This is a genomic window from Rhodobacter flavimaris, assembly GCF_021378075.1.
In the GTDB taxonomy this organism is placed as follows: domain Bacteria; phylum Pseudomonadota; class Alphaproteobacteria; order Rhodobacterales; family Rhodobacteraceae; genus Rhodobacter; species Rhodobacter flavimaris.
Map to the genome: position 1 here is coordinate 58950 of NZ_JAJUOS010000005.1, position 17725 is coordinate 76674.

Annotated in this window: 21 protein-coding genes and 1 riboswitch; of the genes, 16 read left to right on the forward strand and 5 right to left on the reverse strand. The window is 64.5% G+C overall.

Features of this window, described 5'->3' with window-relative positions; translation table 11 throughout:
• Nucleotides 1-3 precede the first annotated feature (3 nt).
• The 7 genes from LZA78_RS08060 (at nucleotide 4) to LZA78_RS08090 (ending at nucleotide 4439) form a co-directional block, all read left to right on the forward strand.
• Nucleotides 4-348 (forward strand): YbaB/EbfC family nucleoid-associated protein, encoded by a 345-nt coding sequence (locus LZA78_RS08060; protein WP_233676424.1) that lies wholly within the window; start codon nucleotides 4-6, stop codon nucleotides 346-348.
• A 1-nt stretch (nucleotide 349) separates the two neighbouring features.
• Entirely contained in the window at nucleotides 350-949 is a 600-nt protein-coding gene (gene recR, locus LZA78_RS08065; protein ID WP_233676425.1) for a recombination mediator RecR, read from the forward strand.
• Nucleotides 949-1188: a TfoX/Sxy family protein gene (locus LZA78_RS08070; RefSeq protein WP_233676426.1), complete on the forward strand. Its 240-nt coding sequence runs from the start codon at nucleotides 949-951 to the stop codon at nucleotides 1186-1188. Before recR ends, LZA78_RS08070 begins: the two co-directional genes overlap by 1 nt.
• A 175-nt stretch (nucleotides 1189-1363) precedes the next feature.
• Nucleotides 1364-2029 (forward strand): FtsZ-binding protein FzlA, encoded by a 666-nt coding sequence (gene fzlA / locus LZA78_RS08075; RefSeq protein ID WP_233676427.1) that lies wholly within the window; start codon nucleotides 1364-1366, stop codon nucleotides 2027-2029.
• 64 nt (nucleotides 2030-2093) lie between these two features.
• Nucleotides 2094-3134, forward strand: a complete 1041-nt coding sequence (queG, locus tag LZA78_RS08080; RefSeq protein WP_233676428.1) for a tRNA epoxyqueuosine(34) reductase QueG — start codon at nucleotides 2094-2096, stop codon at nucleotides 3132-3134.
• Between the two features lie 71 nt (nucleotides 3135-3205).
• On the forward strand, nucleotides 3206-4165 hold the full coding sequence (locus tag LZA78_RS08085; RefSeq protein ID WP_233676429.1) for a DMT family transporter: 960 nt from the start codon (nucleotides 3206-3208) through the stop codon (nucleotides 4163-4165).
• 82 nt (nucleotides 4166-4247) lie between these two features.
• Complete coding sequence (locus tag LZA78_RS08090; RefSeq protein WP_233676430.1) at nucleotides 4248-4439, forward strand: hypothetical protein; 192 nt, start codon at nucleotides 4248-4250, stop codon at nucleotides 4437-4439.
• A 75-nt stretch (nucleotides 4440-4514) separates the two neighbouring features.
• Here LZA78_RS08090 and LZA78_RS08095 read toward each other — a convergent pair whose 3' ends face one another.
• A complete protein-coding gene (locus tag LZA78_RS08095) occupies nucleotides 4515-5384 on the reverse strand; it encodes a branched-chain amino acid aminotransferase (RefSeq protein WP_233676431.1) in 870 nt (289 codons plus the stop codon).
• 152 nt (nucleotides 5385-5536) lie between these two features.
• On the opposite strand from LZA78_RS08095, the gene LZA78_RS08100 reads away from it, so the two are divergent.
• From LZA78_RS08100 to LZA78_RS08125, 6 genes are all read left to right on the forward strand, one after another.
• A complete protein-coding gene (locus LZA78_RS08100; RefSeq protein ID WP_233676432.1) occupies nucleotides 5537-6037 on the forward strand; it encodes a MarR family winged helix-turn-helix transcriptional regulator in 501 nt (166 codons plus the stop codon).
• Nucleotides 6037-6756 (forward strand): response regulator, encoded by a 720-nt coding sequence (locus tag LZA78_RS08105; RefSeq protein WP_233676433.1) that lies wholly within the window; start codon nucleotides 6037-6039, stop codon nucleotides 6754-6756. Before LZA78_RS08100 ends, LZA78_RS08105 begins: the two co-directional genes overlap by 1 nt.
• Before the next feature lie 260 nt (nucleotides 6757-7016).
• Nucleotides 7017-7574, forward strand: a complete 558-nt coding sequence (gene petA / locus LZA78_RS08110) for a ubiquinol-cytochrome c reductase iron-sulfur subunit (RefSeq protein WP_233676434.1) — start codon at nucleotides 7017-7019, stop codon at nucleotides 7572-7574.
• Between the two features lie 12 nt (nucleotides 7575-7586).
• Nucleotides 7587-8900 (forward strand): cytochrome b, encoded by a 1314-nt coding sequence (gene petB, locus LZA78_RS08115; protein ID WP_233676435.1) that lies wholly within the window; start codon nucleotides 7587-7589, stop codon nucleotides 8898-8900.
• Between the two features lie 15 nt (nucleotides 8901-8915).
• Nucleotides 8916-9707, forward strand: coding sequence for a cytochrome c1 (locus LZA78_RS08120; protein ID WP_233676584.1), 792 nt, complete (start codon nucleotides 8916-8918; stop codon nucleotides 9705-9707).
• A 129-nt stretch (nucleotides 9708-9836) separates the two neighbouring features.
• On the forward strand, nucleotides 9837-10586 hold the full coding sequence (locus LZA78_RS08125) for an NYN domain-containing protein (protein WP_233676436.1): 750 nt from the start codon (nucleotides 9837-9839) through the stop codon (nucleotides 10584-10586).
• Nucleotides 10587-10592: 6 nt separating this feature from the next.
• Here the strand turns inward: LZA78_RS08125 and LZA78_RS08130 are convergent, their stop codons facing one another.
• The 3 genes from LZA78_RS08130 to aroC all read right to left on the reverse strand — a co-directional run bounded on the left by LZA78_RS08130 (nucleotide 10593) and on the right by aroC (nucleotide 13061).
• Nucleotides 10593-11222, reverse strand: a complete 630-nt coding sequence (locus LZA78_RS08130; RefSeq protein ID WP_233676437.1) for a TetR/AcrR family transcriptional regulator — start codon at nucleotides 11220-11222, stop codon at nucleotides 10593-10595.
• Nucleotides 11223-11296: 74 nt separating this feature from the next.
• Nucleotides 11297-11902 (reverse strand): glutathione S-transferase family protein, encoded by a 606-nt coding sequence (locus tag LZA78_RS08135; protein WP_255697268.1) that lies wholly within the window; start codon nucleotides 11900-11902, stop codon nucleotides 11297-11299.
• A gap of 58 nt (nucleotides 11903-11960) precedes the next feature.
• Nucleotides 11961-13061 (reverse strand): chorismate synthase, encoded by a 1101-nt coding sequence (gene aroC / locus LZA78_RS08140; protein WP_233676438.1) that lies wholly within the window; start codon nucleotides 13059-13061, stop codon nucleotides 11961-11963.
• A gap of 88 nt (nucleotides 13062-13149) precedes the next feature.
• A riboswitch (TPP riboswitch) is annotated at nucleotides 13150-13260 on the forward strand.
• Nucleotides 13261-13296: 36 nt separating this feature from the next.
• On the opposite strand from aroC, the gene thiB reads away from it, so the two are divergent.
• Genes thiB through LZA78_RS08155 form a run of 3 tightly spaced genes read left to right on the forward strand, consistent with a single transcriptional unit; the run spans nucleotide 13297 to nucleotide 16482 of the window.
• Nucleotides 13297-14283 (forward strand): thiamine ABC transporter substrate binding subunit, encoded by a 987-nt coding sequence (gene thiB, locus LZA78_RS08145; RefSeq protein WP_233676439.1) that lies wholly within the window; start codon nucleotides 13297-13299, stop codon nucleotides 14281-14283.
• Nucleotides 14259-15803, forward strand: a complete 1545-nt coding sequence (locus LZA78_RS08150) for a thiamine/thiamine pyrophosphate ABC transporter permease ThiP (protein WP_233676440.1) — start codon at nucleotides 14259-14261, stop codon at nucleotides 15801-15803. Before thiB ends, LZA78_RS08150 begins: the two co-directional genes overlap by 25 nt.
• Nucleotides 15787-16482 (forward strand): thiamine ABC transporter ATP-binding protein, encoded by a 696-nt coding sequence (locus LZA78_RS08155; RefSeq protein WP_233676441.1) that lies wholly within the window; start codon nucleotides 15787-15789, stop codon nucleotides 16480-16482. Before LZA78_RS08150 ends, LZA78_RS08155 begins: the two co-directional genes overlap by 17 nt.
• Before the next feature lie 60 nt (nucleotides 16483-16542).
• Here LZA78_RS08155 and LZA78_RS08160 read toward each other — a convergent pair whose 3' ends face one another.
• A complete protein-coding gene (locus LZA78_RS08160) occupies nucleotides 16543-17673 on the reverse strand; it encodes an S-(hydroxymethyl)glutathione dehydrogenase/class III alcohol dehydrogenase (RefSeq protein ID WP_233676442.1) in 1131 nt (376 codons plus the stop codon).
• Nucleotides 17674-17725 lie beyond the last annotated feature (52 nt).

A 17725-nucleotide genomic window follows, 5' to 3' on the forward strand; every position in this document is an offset into this window, starting at 1 on the left:
GCGATGTTCAAGGGCTTGGGCCAGTTGGGCGACATGGCCAAGATGATGAAGGCCGCCAAGGATATGCAAGAGCGCATGGCGGCGCTTCAGGAAGAGTTGAGCACAATCATCGTCGTGGGCGAATCCGGGGCGGGGCTGGTGCAGGCGCGCGCCACGGCCAAGGGCGAGCTGACCGGGCTGTCGATTGACCCCTCGATCCTCGTCGCCTCGGAAAAGGAAGTGGTCGAGGACCTGATCCTTGCCGCGATCAAGGAAGCGCAGCACAAGGCCCGGCAGCGCGAGATCGATGAGCAGAAGAAACTGCTTCAGGAGCTTGGCCTGCCCACCGACATGCCGCTGCCGACCTGAGATGAGCGGCGCGCGCGACGAGATCGAGGAGCTGATCGCGCTGATGGCGCGACTGCCGGGGCTTGGGCCCCGCTCGGCCCGGCGCGCGGTGCTGCACCTGATCCGCAAGCGCGCCGGCCTGATGGCGCCACTTGCGCAGATGATGGCCCATGTCGCCGAGACCGCCCGGGAATGCGCGCGTTGCGGCAATATCTCGGTCGGCGCGGTGTGCGACATCTGCGAGAACCCGGCCCGCGCGACCGGCGAGATCTGCGTGGTAGAGGATGTCGCCGATCTTTGGGCAATGGAGCGCGGCGGCGCCTTCAAGGGGCGCTACCATGTGCTTGGCGGCACGCTGAGCGCGCTGGACGCCGTTGGCCCGGAAGAACTCGGCATTCCGACGCTGATCGAGCGCGTCGGCACCGAGGGCGTGCGCGAGGTGATCCTTGCGCTCAACGCCACGGTCGAGGGGCAGACCACCGCGCATTACATCGCCGAGGCGCTTGAAGGCCGCGATCTGCGGATCACGAGCCTTGCGCAGGGCGTGCCGATCGGGGGGGAGCTTGATTACCTCGACGATGGCACGATTCAGGCCGCACTTCGGGCGCGGCGCAGTTTCTGATGGCGACCAGCCCGGAAACCGCCGAGTTCCTGTTGGAGCAATTGGGGGACCGGGTGCGACTGCGGCCCATGTTCGGCGAATATGCCGTCTATGCGGGTGGCAAGACGGTCGCGCTGCTTTGTGACGATGCGCTTTTCGTACGTCAGATCCCCGAGGCGAGTGCCTATCTTGGCGACCCGGTCGAGGGCTTTCCCTACCCCGGCGCCAAGCCTTGGTGGCGGATCGAGGCGGATGAGTAGGAGGATGCCGGCTGGTTGACCGGTCTGATCGCGGTCATGGAAGCGGCACTCCCCGAGCCCGCGCCGAAGAAACGGCGGAAATCCGGGCAAGAGGCGCGCTGTGCGGGCGCCAAGCATTGAACGCCCCGCGCCTGCCCGCTATCAGGGAAGAAACCCGTTTCTTCCGAGTATCCTCATGAACCGACTTTATCACGTCGCGCTCTCGCCCTTTTGCCGCAAGGTCCGCCTGACGCTGGCCGAGAAGAAGATCGAGGTCGAATTGGTCGAGGAGCGTTACTGGGAGCAGCATCCCGATTTTCTGCGCCGCAACCCGGCGGGGAAGGTGCCGGTATTGCGTCTCGATTCTCGCGTCATGAGCGAAAGCCAGGCGATCTGCGAGTATCTGGAAGAGACCGCGCCGCAGCCGCCCCTGATGCCGCGCGACGCCGAGGCGCGCTACGAGGTGCGCCGACTCTGCGCCTGGTTCGACGACAAGTTCAACGAGGAAGTTACCCGCAAGGTGATGGGCGAGCGGGTCTGGAAGAAGGTCATGAAGAAGGGATATCCGGACAGCAAGACCGTCAAGGAAGGGCTTGGCGCCATCAAGTATCACCTCGATTACATGGGGTGGCTTTTGGATCAGCGGCGCTGGTTGGCGGGGGACAGCATGACCCTGGCCGATTTTGCGGCGGCCGCGCATCTGAGCTGTCTGGATTATATCTCGGACGTAGACTGGAACCGCTCGGAAACAGTCAAGGACTGGTATGCCAAGATCAAGTCGCGCCCGGCGTTCCGGTCGCTGCTGGCGGATCAGTTGCCGGGCATGCCGCCCTCGCCGCAATATGCCGAGTTGGATTTCTGAGCGCAGCCGGGGGCGCTGCCCCCGGACCCCCGGGATATTTTCGCCACATTGAAGGGAAAGGCCCGTGACGGATCTGAAAGCTGCGCTGACCCGTAAAGCCCTTGAGGAAGGGTTTTCGAAGCTGCGGGTGACCCGTCCCGATGCGAGTCCCGAGGCAGCCGTGCGGTTGGAGGCCTTCGTCGGCAGCGGAATGCACGGGCAGATGGGCTGGATGGCTGAGCGTATGGGCTGGCGCGGCTACCCGGCGGCGCTTTGGCCTGAGGCGCGTTCCGTCGTGATGTTAGCCGAGGTCTACACGCCCGAGGAGGATCCGATGGCGGCGGTGGCGCGTCGGGATCACGGGGTGATCAGCGTTTATGCGCGCGGCAAGGATTACCATGACCTGGTCAAGAAGCGGCTCAAGCGCGTCGGGCGATGGCTGCTTGAGGAGGCCGGGCGGCGCGGGGTTATGGGTGAGATCAAGGTTTTCGTCGATACCGCCCCGGTGATGGAAAAGCCACTTGGGCAGGCCTCGGGTCTGGGGTGGCAGGGCAAGCATACGAACCTCTTGGCGCGGGATCTGGGGAGTTGGTTTTTTCTGGGCGCGATCTTTACGACGCTGGAGCTGGCGCCGGATGAGCCCGAGGTCAGCCATTGCGGCAACTGTCGTGCCTGTCTGGATGCCTGCCCGACCGGGGCCTTTCCGGCGCCCTACCGGCTAGATGCGCGGCGTTGCATTTCCTACCTGACGATCGAGCACAAGGGGCCGGTCGATCCCGAATTGCGCGGGCTGATGGGCAACCGGATCTATGGCTGCGACGACTGTCTGGCCGCCTGCCCCTGGAACAAATTCGCCGCCGAGGCGCGTGAAATCGGTTATGAGAACCGGATCGGCGCGCCGACGCTTGCCGAACTCGTGGTGCTGGACGATGCGGCATTCCGGGCGCGGTTCGCGGGATCGCCGATTAAGCGGATCGGGCGCGACCGCATGGTGCGCAACGTGCTTTATGCGATCGGCAATTCCGGGAATTCAGCGCTGCGGCCGCTGGCGCTTGGGCTGCGCGATGATCCGGATGCGGCGGTAGCGGACGCCGCGCATTGGGCGGCAGAGCGGCTGAAGCCCTGAACCCGAAGCGGAATTGTAAGGGATACAGCCTTTCCGCTTTTCTTCGCGAACATCCGGGCTACCGTCACTGCATGAAACCAAGCACCCCGACACCCGCGGCTTCGAGCCTGCAACACTCGCCCCTGACAGGCATCCTGTTCAAGGTGATCTCGGTACTGGTCTTCATCGTCATGTCGGCGCTGATCAAGGCCACCGGGGGGGCGATCCCGGCGGGCGAGACGGTGTTCTTCCGCTCGGCCTTCGCAATTCCGGTGATCCTGGGCTGGCTGGCCTGGCGGCGCGAGTTGGGCCAGGGCCTGCGGGTGAGCAACCCGATGGGCCATGTCTGGCGCGGGGTTGTCGGCACCTCGGCGATGGGCTTCGGCTTCGCCGGTCTGGTGTTGCTACCCCTGCCCGAGGTCACCGCGATCGGTTATGCAAGCCCGCTGCTGGTCGTGGTTTTCGCCGCGATGTTCCTGGGCGAGGAAGTGCGCGCCTTCCGCCTGTCTGCCGTTGCGCTCGGGCTGGCGGGTGTTTTGATCGTGCTGTCCCCGCGGCTCGGTGCCGTAGGCGACTCGGGGCACCGGGAAGCCCTTGGTGCGATGCTGGTTCTGATGGGGGCGCTTTGCGCGGCGCTGGCGCAGGTTTTCATCCGCAAGCTTGTCGCGACCGAGCGGACCTCGGCCATCGTTTTCTGGTTCTCGATCACCTCGACCCTGCTGTCGCTGATCACCATTCCCTTCGGCTGGGTCATGCCGACGCCCACCGAAGCCGCGCTGCTGATCGCCACAGGGCTGCTCGGGGGTGTGGGTCAGATCCTGCTGACCTCCAGCTACCGCTATGCGGATGCCTCTATCGTGGCGCCCTTCGACTATGCCTCGATGATCTTCGCGCTGCTGATCGGCTATTTCGTCTTCGACGAGGTGCCCACGCTGGTCATGCTGGCGGGCGCGGCGCTGATCATCCTTGCGGGCGTGCTGATCATCTGGCGCGAGCATCAACTGGGCCTGAGGCGCAATGCACAGCGCAAAGTGATGACGCCGCAGGGCTAGGTCTGGATGCGGCATCGGGCCCGGTCGCAGAATCGGCAAAGTTGTGCTAGGGTTCCTCACTAAGCAAGCTGAGGAGGCCAAGATGACCCGTCATATTACCGACCACGCTGCCCCGAAAGCCGAAGGCACCCGGACCGAAAGATTCGTCGATATCGAACGCAAGAAAGGTATCCATCCTGCGGTGACAGAGCTGAACCAGCGCCCGGCCGATCGCGGTGCGCGCAAGGTGCAGGAGTATCTGCGCATCGACCGCGAGCAGAAGGACGCGGTCTGAGCGTTTCAAGCTTCGCGAGATCGAAATGAAAAAGGCGCGCCCTAGGGCGCGCCTTTCCATTTGTGCTTTCGCGCATCACGCGCGCACGAGACGCTCGTAGCTTTCCGAGATGTCGCGGGTCAGCGCACCCACTTCGAAGTGGAAGTCGCCGATCTGGCCCACCGGGGTGACCTCGGCGGCGGTGCCGGTCAGCCAGCACTGCTCGAACCCGGCCAGTTCCACCGGCTCGATGTGACGCTCGTGCACGGTGATGCCCTTGTCCTTCAGCATCTGGATTACGGTCTGACGGGTGATGCCGTTCAGGAAGCAATCCGGCTTGGGCGTATGCACTTCGCCGTTCTTCACGAAGAAGACGTTGGCGCCGGTCGCCTCGGCCACATAGCCGCGGTAATCCATCATCAGCGCATCCGAGCAGCCCTTGGCCTCGGCGGCGTGCTTGGACATGGTGCAGATCATGTAGAGACCGGCGGCCTTGGCCTCGGACGGGATCGTCTTGGGATCGGGGCGGCGCCATTTCGAGATGTCGAGCTTGGCGCCTTTCATCTTGGCATCGCCGTAATAGTTACCCCACTCCCAGCCGGCCACGGCCAGACGCACCGGGTTGCGCTTGGCCGAGACACCCATGTCATCGCCCGCGCCACGCCAGGCAACGGCGCGCACGTAGGCGTCTTTCCAGCCGTTCGCGGCCAGCATGTCATACTTGGCCTTCTCGATTTCCTCGACGGTGTAGGGGATCTCCATATCCAGGAGGTTGGCCGAGCGGTGCAGACGCTCGGAATGCGCGACGCTCTTGAAGATCTTGCCGTTGTAGCAGCGCTCGCCCTCAAAGACGGACGAGGCATAGTGCAGCGCATGGGTCAGGATGTGGACCTTGGCGTTGCGCCATTCCACCATCTGACCATCCATCCAGATCCAGCCATCGCGATCATCATAAGCCCCGGCCATTTTATCCTCCTTCGGATCACCCGGTTTTCGAATATTGCGCAGAAAATGTCCGATGCGGACATAATATTGCGCAAATTGTGGGCTTCGGTAGCAATTGATTCTTGGAAAGTCAACAACGCTGACATAAAATCACCGAAAAGAGAGGGTGACACATGGCAGACAGCGGCACGCAGGGCGGCGAGACCCTGCTGTTCCTGACGGACGAGCAGTTACGCAAGGGCATCGAGGCGATGTTCTTCGCCTATCGTGGCTTTACCGCCGACCCGGACCGAATCCTCGAGAAATACGCCTATGGGCGCGCCCATCACCGCGCCATTCACTTCATCAACCGCCAACCCGGCCTGACCGTAACCACGCTTCTGTCGGTTCTGGGCGTGACCAAGCAATCGCTCAACCGGGTGCTGCGCACGCTGATCGAGGATGGGCTGGTCGAAAGCCGCGTTGGCCGCAAGGACAAGCGCGAGCGGCATCTGTTCCTGACCGAGAAGGGCGAGGCGCTGGAGCGCGAACTGTCTGGTGCACAGCGCGAGCGGATGCGCGCGGCCTATCGCGCCGCGGGGCCGCAGGCCGTCGCCGGCTTCCGCCAGGTGCTTGAGGCGATGATGGATTTCGAGATGCGTCGCCACTACCAGATGATGAAGGACGGCGCTTGATGGGCGGCTCGGCGAATTCTCCGCATCTGCTGATCGTGGACGATGACGAACGTATCAGGGGGCTTCTACACAAGTTCTTGGCACGAAACGGTTTTCTTGTGACGGCCGCGCGCGATGCCGCCCATGCGCGGCGGTTGCTGGCGGGGCTTGAGTTCAACCTGATCGTGCTGGATGTGATGATGCCGGGCGAGGACGGGCTGAGCCTGACCCGCGACCTGCGCGCCCGCAAGGTGGCCACACCGGTCCTGCTGCTGACCGCGCGCGGCGAGACGCGCGACCGCATCGAAGGGCTTGAGGCCGGGGCCGACGACTACCTCGCCAAGCCTTTCGAGCCGAAAGAGCTTTTGCTGCGCATCAACGCCATTCTGCGGCGCGTCCCGACCGAGGTGCAGACCGGACCGAAATACATCAGCCTCGGCCCGCTACGCTACGACCAGGACCGAGGCGAGTTGTGGCAGGGCGACGCGCCGGTGCGCCTGACCGCGACCGAGGTCGCGCTGATGCGTATCTTCGCGTCGCATTCCGGCGAGGTCATCAGCCGTGCCGAGCTGATCGACGAGTTGGGCCGTGATCGCGCCGGAGCCGCAGACGAGGGCGCGGGCGACCGCGCCGTCGATGTTCAGATCACCCGCCTGCGCCGCAAGATCGAACCCGACCCGCGCGAGCCGCGCTACCTGCAGACGGTGCGCGGGCTGGGATACATGCTCGCCCCGGACTGAGTCGCGCGCGCGCCCGATACCGACCGCCTCTGCGCCTTATGGCACGGGGGTTTCGCAATGTTTGCGCAAAACATACGCGCAACATGCGGCAAAACACCCAAGCTACTGTTGCATCGCGGCAATTGGCCACGTCTGCACGTGAATGTCTGCTGGACTGACAGGTTTGTGATTGCTAAAGAACCCCCCATGTTCGGCGGCACTTAGTGCGGCCCGGCAAGTCGTATCGGCCTGATTTTCAGGCCCGGGAAGGGAGAAGATACGTGTCCCACGCAGAAGATCACGCAGGCACCCGGAGGGATTTCCTCTACTACGCGACCGCCGGCACCGGCGCCGTGGTTGCGGGCGCGGCCGTCTGGCCGCTGGTGAACCAGATGAACGCATCGGCTGACGTCAAGGCGCTCGCCTCGATTTACGTCGATATCTCGGGCGTCGAGCCCGGCACCCAGCTGACCGTCAAATGGCGCGGCAAGCCGGTGTTCATCCGTCGCCGCACCCCCGATGAAATCGAGGCCGGTCGCGCCGTCGATCTCACCACCCTGATCGACCAGTCGGCCGAGAATGCGAACAAGCCGGGCGCTGACGCCTCGGACGAGAACCGCACCCTCGACGAAGCTGGCGAATGGCTGGTGATGATGGGCGTTTGCACCCACTTGGGCTGCGTGCCGCTTGGCGACGCCGGCGAGTTCGGCGGCTGGTTCTGCCCCTGCCATGGCTCGCACTACGATACCGCCGGCCGCATCCGCAAGGGTCCAGCGCCGCGCAACCTCGACATTCCGGTGGCCCAGTTCACCGATGAATCCACGATCCTGCTGGGCTGAGGGAGAAGCTAAATGGCTGGAATTCCGCACGACCATTACGAGCCCAAGACGGGCATCGAGAAGTGGCTGCATTCGCGTCTGCCGATCGTGTCGATGATTTACGACACCATCATGATCCCGACGCCGAAAAACCTGAACTGGTGGTGGATCTGGGGCATCGTCCTGGCGTTCTGCCTCGGGCTTCAGATCGTCACCGGCATCGTCCTGGTGATGCACTACACCCCCCATGTCGATCTGGCCTTCGCCTCGGTCGAGCATATCATGCGTGACGTGAACGGCGGCTATGCCATCCGTTACATGCATGCCAACGGCGCCTCGCTGTTCTTCCTTGCCGTCTACATCCACATCTTCCGCGGCCTCTACTACGGTTCGTACAAGGCTCCGCGCGAAGTGACCTGGATCGTCGGCATGGTGATCTATCTGATGATGATGGGCACCGCCTTCATGGGCTACGTGCTGCCGTGGGGCCAGATGTCGTTCTGGGGCGCCACCGTTATCACCGGTCTGTTCGGCGCGATCCCGGGCGTTGGCCCCGCGATCCAGGCCTGGCTGCTTGGCGGACCGGCCGTGGACAACGCCACGCTCAACCGCTTCTTCTCGCTGCACTACCTGCTGCCCTTCGTGATCGCGGCCCTCGTCGCCGTTCACATCTGGGCCTTCCACACCACGGGCAACAACAACCCGGCCGGTGTCGAGGTGCGTCGCGGCTCGAAAGCGGAAGCCCAGAAAGACACCCTGCCCTTCTGGCCCTACTTCGTGGTGAAGGATCTGGTCGCGCTCGCGCTCGTCCTGACGATCTTCTTCGCGGTTGTCGGTTTCATGCCGAACTACCTCGGCCACCCGGACAACTACATCGAGGCGAACCCGCTCTCGACCCCGGCGCATATCGTTCCGGAATGGTACTTCCTGCCGTTCTACGCGATCCTGCGGGCCTTCACGGCCGACGTCTGGGCCGTGATCCTGGTCAACAAGATCACCTTCGGCATCGTTGACGCCAAGTTCTTCGGCGTTATCGCGATGTTCGGCGCGATCATCGCGATGGCCCTGGCTCCGTGGCTGGACACCTCGAAAGTCCGCTCGGGTCAGTTCCGTCCGATGTTCAAATGGTGGTTCTGGCTGCTGGCGATCGACTTCGTCGTGCTGATGTGGGTTGGCGCCATGCCGACCGACGGGATCTACCCCTACATCTCGCTGATCGGCGCGACCTACTGGTTCGCCTACTTCTTCGTGATCCTGCCGCTTCTGGGCATCATCGAAAAGCCGCTGCCGATCCCGGCCACGGTCGAAGAAGACTTCAACAACCACTACGGCAACCCGGCCGAGTAAGAAACAGGACCTGAAATCATGAAAAAACTTCTGATCTCTGCCGTTTCCGCGCTCGTGCTTGGCACCGGTTCGGCTTTCGCCGCGGGCGGTGAGGCGTATATCGAAGATATCGCCTTCTCGTTCGAAGGGCCCTTCGGGCGCTACGACCAGCAGCAGCTGCGCCGTGGCTTCCAAGTCTACCGCGAAGTTTGCGCTGCTTGCCACGGGCTCAAGTTTGTCCCGATCCGCTCGCTGTCGGATGAGGGCGGCCCGCAGATGAACCCCGACTGGGTGCGCGCCTACGCCGCCGAACTCGACGAGGCCATCGACAAGGACTCCGGCGAGCCGCGTCCGCGCAAGGAAACCGACATGTTCCCGACCCGCAAGGGCGAGGGCATGGGTCCGGACCTTTCGCTGATGGCCAAGGCCCGCGCGGGCTTCCACGGCCCCTACGGCACCGGTATCAACCAGCTCGTCAAGGGCATCGGTGGTCCCGAGTACATCACGGCCATCCTCACCGGCTTCACCGGCGAGGAAAAAGAGGAAGCCGGTTCGTTCTTCTATGAAAACCACGCCTTCCCGGGTGGCTGGATTGCCATGACCCCGCCGCTCTCGGAAGATCTGGTCGAGTATGAAGACGGCACCCCGGCGACCGTCGAGCAGATGGCCGAAGACGTCTCGGCCTTCCTGATGTGGACCGCCGAACCCAAGCTGATGGGCCGCAAGAACATGGGCTTCACCGCCGTCATGCTTCTGGGCCTGCTGACCGTGCTGCTCTACTTGAGCAACAAGCGCCTCTGGGCGCCGCACAAAGGCAAGCACGTCTGATCGCAGCTTGATCCTGAACAGGAAAGCGCGCCCTCTGGGGCGCGTTTTTCATTTTGCACACCGCCAGACTGCTTTCGCATGGCGGCGCCACGCCCAATGGCCTAGTGTGTACCCATCCAAGGAGGCACCATGCCCGCCACTCGCGCCCCGCGCCTATGCGTCCTGATCGACGCAGACAACGTTCCCGCCAGCTACGCTGAATCCATTTTTGAAGAGATCTCCGGCCTCGGCGAGGCTTCGGTTCGCCGGATCTACGGCGACTGGTCCTCGGCCCGGTTGGCCGGTTGGGCAAAGAAGGTCAATGCGCTTGGCATGGTCGCCGATCAGCAATTCTCGAACACCAAGGGCAAGAATGCCTCGGACATCGGCTTGGTAATCGCGGCGATGGATTTCCTGCATTCGGGGCTGTTCGACGGCTTCGTGCTGGTCTCGTCGGACAGCGACTTTACCCGCCTTGCCTCGCGCATTCGCGAACAGGGGCTGGACGTCTATGGCATCGGCGAGCAGAAGACCCCCGAGGCCTTTCGCAACGCGTGCAAGCGCTTCATCTATGTCGAGAACCTCGGCGCTGACAGCACGCCAGCCGATACCTCGCCGCCGGAACCGGGCACCCCGGCCACCGAACCGCCGAGCGGCGAAACGACCAAGCTGCCCCCTTCGAAGGCCATCCCCATCGTCGTCGCCGCGATGAAGCGCATCGGGCTTGAAGAGGAATGGTATTCGCTGGGGCAGTTGGGGCAGTTCATTACCCTGTCGCATCCCGACTTCGACACCCGCACCTATGGCGCTGCGAAACTTTCGGATCTGCTCAAAAAGACCGGTCGCTTCGAGGTCAAGCAGGGGCCGGGCAACCACCTGATCGTGCGCGACAAGGCCTGAGGGCGTTCAGCGCGGCGCCCCGTAGCGGGCCATGAACATCTCGATGGCGCCGTCGATGGTGCGCTTCACGTCGCGGGGCGCGCAGCAGGTATCGACGCCGAAGATCAGCCGCGCATGGATGTCGGCCTTGCACAGTTCCGCGAACTGGTCGGCAGCAAGCTCGAAATCCTCGATCACCAGCTCACCCCGGCTTGCCGCCTCGCGCAGGTAGTCCACCAGCCGCTCGCGCACCATCACCGGGCCGGAGTGGTAGAATTCGTGACCAAGCTGCGGGAAGCGATCGCTTTCGGCGACGCAGATGCGGAAGATGCCGCGCCCGAAATCCGAGGACATGAAGGCCACGATCTTCTCGGCGGCAAAGCGCAGCACGTCGCGCACCGGGGCCTGGCGGTGGATCAGCTCCACGGCCTCATCAGCCTGACGGGCGCATTCGGCCTTGGCGACTTCCATGAACAGAAGCTGCTTGTCGGGGAAATAGCTGTAGAGCGTGGCTTTCGACACGCCCGCCTCACGCGCGATGTCGTCGACGGAGGCACCCTCGAACCCGTCGCGCAGGAAGACCGTGCGCGCACCCTCAAGCACCTGCGCGAACTTTCGGCCCTTGCGGATCTTCGGTTTGGTCTCTGCCTCGGCCATGCGCCCTCCGTCCCGGCCACGCGCCGGACGGCTCAACATAAACCGCGCGGTTCAGCCGGGGCAAGGCCGGGCGATCAGCCTGCGATCAACTGCTCATCCCACTCGGCGACCTTCTGGAGAGAGGGCCGCGCCATGACCCGCGCCACCCAGTCGCGGATGACCGGGACGTCGGGCATGATCTGCGGAAACCAGCCGAAGGGCGAGAAGACCAGCAGATCGGCGGCGGTGAAACGCTCGCCCATCAGGTAGGGGCCTTTCTCCAGCGCCGCCTGCAATGTCTCCGCCATCTCGGCCGGGCCGCGAAAGGTGGCGCGAAAGACCGGGTGATCGACGCCCATCACCTGCCCCACCAGCACGGGCTCGATCACGCCCTGATAGTAGAACAGCCACGAGAGGAACTCACCCCGTCCCTCTTCGCCTGGGCCGGGGGCAAGGCCTGCTTCGGGGAAGGCCTCGCACAGGCTCAGCACGATGGCGCCACGCTCGCGCACCGGTCCGGTGGGGGTCACAAGGTAGGGCACCTTGCCCTCGGGGTGGGGGTTCAGCGGGTCGCGCCCGCCCGAGCCGTCCTGACGCGGGATGGTCACAGGACGGATCTCGACCCGGTCCGTGGCGCCAAGCTCATGGATCAGCGCAACGATGGTGGAGGAGCGGCTGCGCGGCGCGTGATAAAGGATCATGATCTGCCTCCCGATTCTGGTCGGAAAAGCATCGCATGGAACAGGTGCTGCGACGAGATCAGCCGATGCGGCCGCGCACGCCGCCGGTCTGGGCGCGGTCGAGCAGCAAGTGATCGAGGATCACGCAGGCCATCATCGCCTCGGCCACCGGCACGGCGCGGATGCCCACGCAGGGGTCGTGACGGCCCTTGGTGATGACCTCGACCTCTTCGCCCGCCGTGTTGACCGAACGGCGCGGCGTCAGGATCGACGAGGTCGGCTTGACCGAAAAGCGCACGACAATGGGCTGGCCGGTGGTGATTCCGCCCAGAATGCCGCCCGCGTGGTTCGACAGATACTCGGGGCCGTTCGGACCCATGACGATCTCGTCGGCATTCTCGATCCCGCTCAGCGCGGCGGCGGCCATGCCTTCGCCGATCTCGACGCCCTTCACGGCGTTGATCGTCATCATGGCGGCCGCAAGGTCGCTGTCCATCTTGGCATAGATCGGCGCACCGAGGCCGGGCGGGCAGCCCTCGGCCACAACCTCGATCATCGCCCCGACCGAGCTGTGCCCCTTGCGGATCGCATCGAGATAATCCGCCCATTCGGCCACCACGTCGGCATCGGGAATGAAGAACGGGTTGCGCAGGATCTCGTCGCGGTCAAAGCGCGCGCGGTCGATATGCTTGGCACCCATCTGCACCATGTAGCCGGTGATCCGCAGATCGGGCACCAGCGCCTTGAGCACCGCCTGCGCCACGCCGCCCGCCGCCACCCGCGCCGCAGTTTCCCGCGCGCTGGAACGCCCGCCACCGCGATAGTCTCGAATGCCGTATTTCTGGTGATAGGTGACGTCGGCATGGCCCGGGCGGAACTGCCGCGCGATCTCGCCGTAATCCTTGCTGCGCTGGTCGGTGTTCTCGATCATCAGCTGGATCGGGGTGCCGGTGCTTTTCCCCTCGAACACGCCCGAGAGAATGCGCACCTGATCGGGCTCCTGCCGCTGCGTGGTCATCTTGGACTGGCCCGGGCGGCGACGGTCCAGGAAGACCTGGATGAACTCTTCCGAGATCTCGATGCCGGGAGGGCAGCCATCCACCGTCGCCCCAAGGGCGGGCCCGTGGCTTTCGCCCCAGGTGGTGACGCGGAACAGGTGACCGAAGGTGTTGAAGCTCATGGCGGCTCTCCTTTCGCCCTCGGATAAAGGCGCGGCGGGCCACACTCAAGCGATTTCCCTTGCGAGAGGCCCGCTTTGCCCTATGTTGCGCGCTACCTCGGGGTGCTGCGGGCAGTTTTGCCCAAGCTGAGATGCGTCATGCGAACCCGTTGAACCTGAACCGGTTAAGACCGGCGGAGGGAAGGTTTCCGGTTCATCCCGGCCCCGACTCCGCCCGTCGGCTTTGGAGGACGAGATGAAGAAAACTCTGATGCTTGCGGGTCTTTTGGCTGCCAGCCCGGCGCTGGCCGACGAAAAGCCCGTGCTCACTGTCTATGCGCCCGAATATTTCACCAGCGAATGGGGGCCGGGGCCCGCCATCGAGAAGGGCTTTGAGGCGGTCTGCGCCTGCGATCTGCAGTTCGTGGCGGGTGACGTGCTGCCGCGCGTTCTGCTGGAAGGCGACAAGACCGAGGCCGACGTGGTCATCGGTCTGAACACCGACGTTCTGGCCCGCGCCCGCGCGACCGGGCTTTTCGCACCGCATAACGAAGACACCTCGGCCCTGACCCTGCCGATCGCCTGGAATGACGACACCTTCCTGCCTTTCAACTGGAGCGAGACGGCCTTCATCTACGACAAGACCAAGCTCGCCAATCCGCCTGCCTCGTTCCAAGAGCTTCTGGACGCGCCGGACGATGCCTACAAGATCGCCATTCAGGATCCGCGCAGCTCGATCTCGGGCCTCGCGCTGCTGCTGTGGGTCAAGTCGGTCTATGGCGACAAGGCTGGCGAAGCCTGGGCCAAGCTCGCCCCCAAGATCCTGACCGTCACGCCCGGCTGGTCCGAGGCCTACGGCCTCTTCACCGATGGCGAGGCCGATATGGTGCTCAGCTTCACCACCTCGCCCGCCTATCACATCATCGCCGAAGAGGATGACACCAAGGTCGCCGCGATCTTCCCCGAGGGGCACTACTTCATGACCGAGGTGGCCGCGCAGATGAAGACGACCGACACGCCCGAGCTGGCGCAATCCTTCATGGATTACATCCTGTCGGAAGCGTTCCAGGGCATGATCGCCATGGCGAACTGGTCCTATCCGGCTGTCATCAAAGAGGGCTTCCTGCCCGAGGGCTTCGCCGCCTTGCCGCGCCCGGAAAAGACCTTCTTCTACACCGAGGATGAGGCCGAGGCCCTGCGCGTCCCGGCACTGGCGGAATGGGAAGCGGCGCTCGCGCACTGATCTGGCCCGCACTAGCCGCCGCACTTGTTGCGGCGCTGGTGCTGGTGCCCCTCGGCGCGGTGACGATCCGCGCCGGGGGTTTTGGCGGCTTGCGCGGGGGGGATCTCTCGGCGCTGTGGTTCACGCTCTGGCAGGCGGCGGTCTCGGCCATGCTGTCCTGCCTGCTGGCCCTGCCCGTCGCCCGCGCCCTGTTCCGGCGCCGCTTCGCCGGGCGTGGGCCGCTGATCTCGTTGCTCGGCGCGCCCTTCATCTTGCCCACCGTCGTCGCCGTCATGGGGCTGATCGCCGTCTTCGGGCGCCGCGGCATGGTCAACGCGGCACTTGGCGGATTCGGCCTGCCCGAGTTCTCGATCTACGGGGCGCATGGGGTCATCGTTGCCCATGTGTTCTTCAACCTGCCGCTGGCTACGCGCATGGTGCTGCACGGCTGGCAGTCCATCCCGTCCGAGCGCCTGCGCCTTGCCGCCTCGCTCGATTTTGGCCCGCACGAGATCCAGCGCCATCTTGAATGGCCAATGCTGCGCAGCGTGCTGCCCGGCGCCTTCCTGGCGATTTTCCTCGTCTGTCTGACCTCCTTCGCCGTTGCACTGATCCTGGGCGGCGGCCCCGGCGCCACCACGGTCGAGGTGGCGATCTATCAGGCCTTCCGCTTCGATTTCGACCTCGGGCGCGCGGCCTCGCTGGCGCTGGTGCAGGTGGCGATCTGCGTCGCGGCGCTTACCCTCACCGCACGGATCACCCGGGGCGAGAGCTTTGGCGCGGGCCTCGACCGCCCGCTGGCCACACCGCTTGGGCAAGGAGCACTCCTACGGATGCAGGACGGGCTGGCGATCCTGCTGGCAACGGCATTCCTGCTTCTCCCCATCGGCGCAATCGTGGTACGCGGCCTGCCCGCACTGGCCGATCTGCCCCCCTCAATCTGGGCCGCCACCCGCATCTCGCTCACTCTCGCCACCGTCTCGACCCTACTGACGCTGGCGCTGGCCCTGCCCCTTGCGCTGGCCGCCCCCCGCCGCCGTTGGGCTGAGACCGCCGCGATGCTGCCCATGGCCGCCTCGGCGCTGGTCATCGGCACCGGCCTCTTCCTGATCGCCCGCGCCTTCGTGAACCCCACCAGCCTGACGCTGCCCGTCACCCTGATCGCCAACGCCACGCTCAGCCTGCCCTTCGCCGTGCGTATCCTTCTGCCCGAGGTCCGCACCCTGCAAAACGACTATGACCGGCTGGCAGCCTCACTTGGCCTCAGCGGATTTGCCCGCCTGCGCTACCTGACACTACCGCGCCTCGCCCGCCCGCTGGGGTTTTCTACCGGGATCGCGGCGGCGTTCTCGATGGGCGATCTGGGAGTGATCACGCTCTTCTCAGACGGCCGCACGCAAACCCTTCCCCTTGCGCTTTTTCAGCTGATGGGCGCCTATCGAATGGATCAGGCCGCCGCGGCCGCCTGCCTGCTCATGGCCCTCACCTTCGCCCTCTTCTGGGCCTGCGACCGGATCGGACACCATGCTGACCCTCGATAAGCTGCACATCGTCCAGGGCGAGTTCTCGCTGACCGCCGACCTGAGCGTGCCCACCGGCGCGCGTATCGCCGTGATGGGCCCCTCGGGCGCGGGCAAATCGACGCTTTTCTCGACGATCGCGGGCTTCATCCGCCCCACGGCCGGGCGCATCCTGTGGAACGAGACCGACCTGACCCGGATGGCACCAGGAGACCGCCCGCTTTCGATCCTGTTTCAGGACCAAAACCTCTTCCCGCACCTCAGCGTCGTTCAAAACCTCGGCCTCGGCATCGACCCCAAACTGCGCCTCAGCCGCGCCGACCATGCCCGGATCACACAGGCCCTCGCCCGCACCGGCCTGCAAGGGCTGGAAGACCGAAAACCCGCAGCCCTCTCGGGCGGCCAGCAATCGCGCGTGGCACTGGCCCGCGCACTCCTGCGCGCCCGCCCGCTCCTGCTGTTGGATGAACCCTTCGCCGCCCTGGGCCCCGCCCTTAAGGCCGAGATGCTCGTCCTCGTGGCCGAAATCGCTGCCGAACAGGGCACGACCATCCTTATGGTCTCGCACGACCCCGACGACGCCCGCAGCCTCTGCCCCGATACGATCCTCGTGGCGGATGGAAAAACCCTCCCGCCCCAGCCGACCGAAAGTCTGCTGAACAACCCGCCCGAAGCCCTCAAGGCCTACCTCGGCCCCTAGGCTTCTTCTTGGCTAAAATACCTTCGGGGGTCCGGGGGCAGACAGCCCCCGGCCTTGGCCTTAGTAGATCACGACCGAGCGAATCGACTCGCCCTTGTGCATCAGATCAAAGGCCTCGTTGATCCGCTCAAGCGGCATGGTGTGGGTAATCATCGAGTCGATCTCGATCTTGCCGTTCATGTACCAATCCACGATCCCCGGCACATCGGTGCGCCCGCGCGCCCCACCGAATGCCGTGCCCTTCCACACCCGGCCCGTCACCAGCTGGAACGGACGGGTCTGGATCTCGGCTCCGGCCGGCGCCACGCCGATGATGACTGACACGCCCCAGCCGCGGTGGGTGCATTCCAGCGCATCGCGCATCACCTTCACATTGCCCGTGCAGTCGAACGAGTAATCCGCCCCGCCAATCTGGTCGAAGGGGGTCTTGGTCAGATCGACGATATGCTGCACGACCGAACCTTCGATCTTCGAGGGGTTCACGAAATGGGTCATGCCGAACCGCTCGGCCATCTCGCGCTTGCCGTCATTCAGATCGACGCCGATGATCATGTCGGCCCCGGCCATCTTCAGGCCCTGGATCACGTTCAACCCGATCCCGCCCAGACCGAAGACGACCGCCTTGGCGCCGATCTCGACCTTGGCCGTGTTGATCACCGCACCGATCCCCGTCGTCACGCCGCAGCCGATGTAGCAGACCTTCTCGAAGGGCGCGTCATCGCGGATCTTGGCCAGCGCGATCTCGGGCATCACCGTGTGATTGGCGAAGGTCGAGCAGCCCATGTAGTGATAGATCGGCGTCCCATCGAGCATCGAAAACCGCGTCGTGCCATCGGGCATCAGGCCCTGACCCTGCGTCGCGCGGATCGCGGTGCAGAGGTTCGTCTTCTGGCTCAGACAGCTTGGGCACTGGCGACACTCGGGCGTATAAAGGGGAATCACGTGATCGCCGGGCTTGAGCGTGGTCACGCCCTCACCGACCTCAAGCACGATTCCCGCACCCTCATGGCCCAGAATCGCCGGGAACAGGCCCTCGGGGTCGGCTCCCGACAATGTGAATTCGTCGGTGTGGCAAATGCCAGTGGCCTTGATTTCAACCAAAACCTCGCCAGCCTTCGGGCCTTCAAGGTTCACTTCCATGATTTCAAGCGGTTTCCCGGGGGCAACAGCCACTGCGGCACGGGTTCTCATCGGCAAATTCTCCTAGTATAGCTTTGCCAAACCCTGTGGCATTGCCACGGCG